We start from the raw sequence: 4,648 nt of genomic DNA, 5'->3' as shown, positions 1-4,648 counted from the left end.
GGCGGGGTGGTTCCTTTGGAGGGGTGGTTCCTTTGGAGGGGTGCCCGTAGGGCGGGGTGGTTCCTTTGGAGGGGTGCCCGTAGGGCGGGGTGGTGAAGGCTGGGTCGGGGTAGGGGTTGGCTCAACACTCGCAACAGTGAGATGCACCCGGGAGAACCCGCTTCTAAACATCAAGTTGCGGCTACAGCAGCGCAAAATTCTTAAGGGAATAATGTAGAGGCGATTCGCTTGCTCGCCTCTACATTATTTTCCTCGTGAGCGGCCTAATCCTCGTGAGGGGGCTTTTTCTCGTGACGCGGCTGAAGCCCCCTCACGAGGACCAACGAACGATCCCCATTGCTAGGGGTTGGATTAATTTGGCCCCAGGGCGGCCTAGAATTGGGTCCCTTTCAGGCGGGTTTCCCTCTAAAATCCGAAAGAGGCGATCGCAAAAGTCGGATGTTGGGAGATAATCTGTCAGAGGAGGAAATCCAGTCCCCCTCCTTCAATATCATAGTCCTGATTTCGATGCGGGAGAGAGCAGTGGCACAGTGTCCAGTTTGTCAAGCAACATACGTTGAGGGCGAGGTCAAAAATTGCTCGACCTGTGGTTGGGATTTGACGCCATACCCCTTGACCTTGGGACGAATCCCGGATAGTTTTTTGCGGAAGGAACGAGCACAACTGAGTTGGGCGCGCAACCATTGGCGATCGCCGTCTCAGTCTAAACCCATTGACCCTGAACAAATCACTCAGGCGCAAATGCAGTTGTCCCAACTCAAAACTCAGCTAGAACTCTCCAATCAGGAACGAGATCAGCTAAAATCCCTGTTTGAGCAAACCGAGGAAGCCTATTGGCAACTGCATAGCAAACTCGAAACCACTCATGCTGAACTAGGATCCGGCAAAAAAGACCGAGAACAGGCCCAGTCCCAGCTAGAGGACGCCAAAAAAGCCCACCAATCCCTCAAATCTCAACTAGAAACCAGCCAGATTAAACTCGAAGAATTTAACCAGGAATGCGCTCAATATAAGTCGCAAATTCACGAAGCGGCTAAAGCCTATTGGCGCTTGCAAGACCGCTTAGAACAGGAAGAAAAAGAGCGCGATCGCATCCAAAGCGAACTAGCAAAAGCCCGGTCCGATAGCAAACTACATAAAGCCCGCGCCAATCAAGTCCAGCGTCAGCTTGAAGAAGTCGAAAAAACATTAAAACACACTGCTCAATCCCATTCCACCGATGGAGAAGCGGTCACGGAATTGCAAAACCAACTCCAACAAGCTGCCACAGCATACTGGCAATTACAAAGCCAACTCACCGATACTCAATCTGAACTCAATCACTACAAAAACAATGGAGGCCGGGTCTCCCATGAAGAGAGCTCTCAACTCCAAACCCAACTCCAAACCAACGCCGCCAAATCCTCAGAACTCGAAACCAAACTATCTTTAATCCAAGCCGAACTCGGCGAAGAACGGCAAGAACGCCGCATCAGCGAATCTCGAACCACTTGGTTACTGGATGAGCGCAATCAACTCCAAACTCAACTGGAACAAGCCAATGAGGAGCGGGTATTGCTGCAAACCCAACTCTCCCAAACCCAATGGCAACTCGAAGTCGCCAACCAAGAAAATAGCCGATTACTCTCAGCCACTTACAACTCCCAATTCACCCGAAATACCGCCCTTGGACAAAACATGAAAAACGCCATGAGCGTTTTATTTGTCCTCATCTCTTTAACCCCATTTTTATTACTCTTTCATCCCCGAGTCTCTGACCCCTTGTTAAAATTTGCCTTACGCAAAGGATATCTAACCACAGCCACCCACAAAAATTTAAGTCAAATCAATTTAGCCGGAGCCCAATTAGATGACAGTAACTTTAGCGGTTCAACATTAAATAACGCCAACTTAGCCGAAATTAGTTTAATTAACGCCAACCTCCAAGAGACCAATCTCAATGGAGCAAGTTTGCAATCGGCCAACCTCAAATATGCCAACTTAACCAATGCCAGTTTAGACTGGGCCAACCTCACCAATGCCAACCTCGAATTCGCCAATTTAAGCGGAGCCAATTTAGTTCGAGCTAATTTAAGCGGAGCCAATCTCCGGGGTGCTAATTTAATGAATACTCAAATTGATATTAATACCACCCGCATTGACTCCGAAGATTTACTCAACTGGAAAATCGTCAATTGGCCGAGACGAAACCGACAACTTGCCGGGTTAAATTTGAGTGGATTTAACTTAAACAATGCCAGTTTAATCGATGCCAATCTGCAACGAGCCAACCTACAACGGGTTAACTTAAGAAATGCCGACTTGCGCGGAGCCAAATTAATGGGTGCAGACTTAACCGGAGCCAATTTATCCGCAGCTAAATTAACAAATGCCGATATCACAGGTGCAACAGTCGTCGGAATTACAACCGATAACCTCACCGTCTGTCCCAATGGCAGAAGTGGCCCTTGCCAATTCTAACCCCTTCCAAAGTCCAAAATAACCAAGCCCAGGGGTAAGAGTGAGAGAAACAACCTCCCACCCTTACCCCATCAAACCCTCTCCGTAAATCTCCCCCATCCCCATCAGTGCAAATCAGTGAAATCAGTGGTTAAAAATCCAATCTCACTCCGCCTCCCCCATCAACCGTGATGTCGAAAAGGAAGAGAATGACTGATGCTAAATTTTGTTATTAAAGTTTCTTAGCCCGCAGAGGCGGGCTTTGTTGCTGTAGGGTTTTGAGACGGCGAGGGGTTTTGAATTTACAATAAGCCATCGAGTTCTAATTCCTCGATGATTTGTAATCCGCGAGGGTCTCCGACTCGTAATAAGGAGGCTTTGGCATCTTCGCGAACGCCCATATCTTCGTCTTCTTCTAGGACTTCGATGAGGGAGTCGATCGCCCCGGCATACACCACGTTGGAGGGGAGTTCGCGGCACAGTTGCCCGATCGCCCAGGCGCAGTTACTTCGGACTGCCGCAATCGGGTCGGTTCGTAGGCTGTAAATGAGGGGGGGAATGGCGCAAATGACTAGATCGTAGCCGACATTAGCCAGTTGACCCAGGGAACTAGCGGCCCAGAGGCGGACGGCGGAAATGTCGGTTTTGAGGGCGTCGAGGAGGGGTTCGAGGGCGCGGCGATCGGCACAATTTCCCAATGCCCAAACCACACCCTTTCTAACGTAGCCGTTCCAATCCAAATTGAGCCGGTCGATTAAGGGTTCGACGGCATCAGGACTGGTATTGCGTCCAAGGGCGTAGGCGGCACTCACTCGCACGAGGGGGCAAGGGTCGCTTAACAGATGGATCAGGTGGGGGATGGCGCGTTCATCCTGGATTTCACAGAATGCCCGCGTCGCGATCATTCGCTGTTCGGGAACAGATGACGCTAACAATAGCAACATTTTCTCGGGATCCGGCTTGGGGGCGGGTGCCTCATCCAAATGATCCAGAGGGCTGTCTAGGTCATCATTGAGATTTAGTGCGCTTAGGTCACGGTCGTACATAAACCGTATTTTACCATAAATGTCAGTTATCCTTAACAGCCAAGGAAGCGGGTTTCAGGGAGATGGGGGAGGATCGGTTTCTTTTGTAGATAAAACTCGATGTTCTAGAAAAAAATAGAGGCACTGCTGTGCCTCTAGGGATTGCGAGTTAGGCTGATTTAGAGTCTAGTCAATAGAATCGGCTGTCCGTTCTAGGGCTTTACCGGAACGATTTAGGTCGGTTTTCACTTTAGATTTAACGGCGTCGGAGGCATTTTCAGCAGTGTTTTGAGCGCGATCGCCGAGTTTTTCTGCTTCCCGGGCTGCGGTTTTAGCACCTTTGTTGAGGGTATCTCGGGTATTTTCAAAGGCAGTTTCCCCGGTTTCTCGGGCTAAATCTGCCCCGGCTTTAGCGTGTTTGCCCAGTTCGTTGGCGGCATTTTCAGCGCGATCGCCAATTTTAGAGGCTTGTTCGGGGACTTCTTCGAGCATACCGCCAAGGTCTTTATCCGGATAGGTTCGGGAATCGTCTTTAATCCGGCGTTCGGCGCTATCTTTTAGGGCTTTCGCTTGGGCTTCAGCGCGGTTCGTCGCCTGTTGTCGTGGGTCCGTATCTGGATATTCGTTCATTCCCCCTTCATAGGTGGAGTTGACGTACTTCGAGGGCATTTCTTCTCTCACCTGGTCCGAAGTTTTGGCCATAACAGACGGGGTATTGCTACAAGCGGTCCCGACGAAGAGTAGCATTCCTGCCATCATTCCGGTTAAAATTTGTCGAAGGCTAATATTTTTGAGCCAATTAATCATCTGTTTCATAGAAAACTCCTTTGAATTTCAGTCGCATTGTTGCCGCTTTTTCCTCTAAGTTTCATCAGGTAAAAGCGGTTCGTGCTTACTGATATGATTGTTATTTCGAGAAAGTTAAATTTTCCTCAATGACTTCCAGCTTAGAGTGTCGGTGGCGATCGCAACCTCTACCGAAAGTATCATTTTTTACCGATTTTCCAAACGCTGCAAAAGTAGCGACAATACATTGCCCTATTGCTGAGTCACGGGTCTGATGAATCAAAAAATTTACCCTGATGGGAGGATGTCACAGAACTCTGCTGATGAATAACAGTTGGCTTGAGCAAAATGAAGCCTGTAAAAATAAAAAATGGACAGGCGATCGCCTGTCCATTTTT

3 protein-coding genes are annotated in these 4,648 nt (G+C 49.0%); 1 reads left to right on the top strand and 2 read right to left on the bottom strand.

Annotated features, from left to right (window positions below):
- Positions 1 to 612 precede the first annotated feature (612 nt).
- Positions 613 to 2,460 (top strand): pentapeptide repeat-containing protein, encoded by a 1,848-nt coding sequence (locus J0895_RS07275; protein ID WP_207087443.1) that lies wholly within the window; start codon positions 613 to 615, stop codon positions 2,458 to 2,460.
- Between the two features lie 281 nt (positions 2,461 to 2,741).
- Here J0895_RS07275 and J0895_RS07270 read toward each other — a convergent pair whose 3' ends face one another.
- Both J0895_RS07270 and J0895_RS07265 read right to left on the bottom strand, forming a co-directional pair.
- Positions 2,742 to 3,485, bottom strand: coding sequence for a HEAT repeat domain-containing protein (locus J0895_RS07270; protein ID WP_207087442.1), 744 nt, complete (start codon positions 3,483 to 3,485; stop codon positions 2,742 to 2,744).
- Between the two features lie 165 nt (positions 3,486 to 3,650).
- Positions 3,651 to 4,280 carry a DUF6658 family protein gene (locus tag J0895_RS07265; RefSeq protein ID WP_207087441.1) on the bottom strand — a complete coding sequence of 210 codons (630 nt, stop codon included), beginning with the start codon at positions 4,278 to 4,280 and terminating at the stop codon, positions 3,651 to 3,653.
- Positions 4,281 to 4,648: the final 368 nt, after the last annotated feature.

The organism is Phormidium pseudopriestleyi FRX01, assembly GCF_017313335.1.
Lineage (GTDB): Bacteria > Cyanobacteriota > Cyanobacteriia > Cyanobacteriales > Laspinemataceae > Laspinema > Laspinema pseudopriestleyi.
This window is presented reverse-complemented; position numbering and strand designations above follow the sequence as displayed.

What these genes read in the sequence shown, in the direction of transcription:
- J0895_RS07270 (WP_207087442.1), bottom strand. Translation starts at nt 3,485, where the DNA reads ATGTACGACCGTGACCTAAGCGCACTAAATCTCAATGATGACCTAGAC.
- J0895_RS07265 (WP_207087441.1), bottom strand. Translation starts at nt 4,280, where the DNA reads ATGAAACAGATGATTAATTGGCTCAAAAATATTAGCCTTCGACAAATT.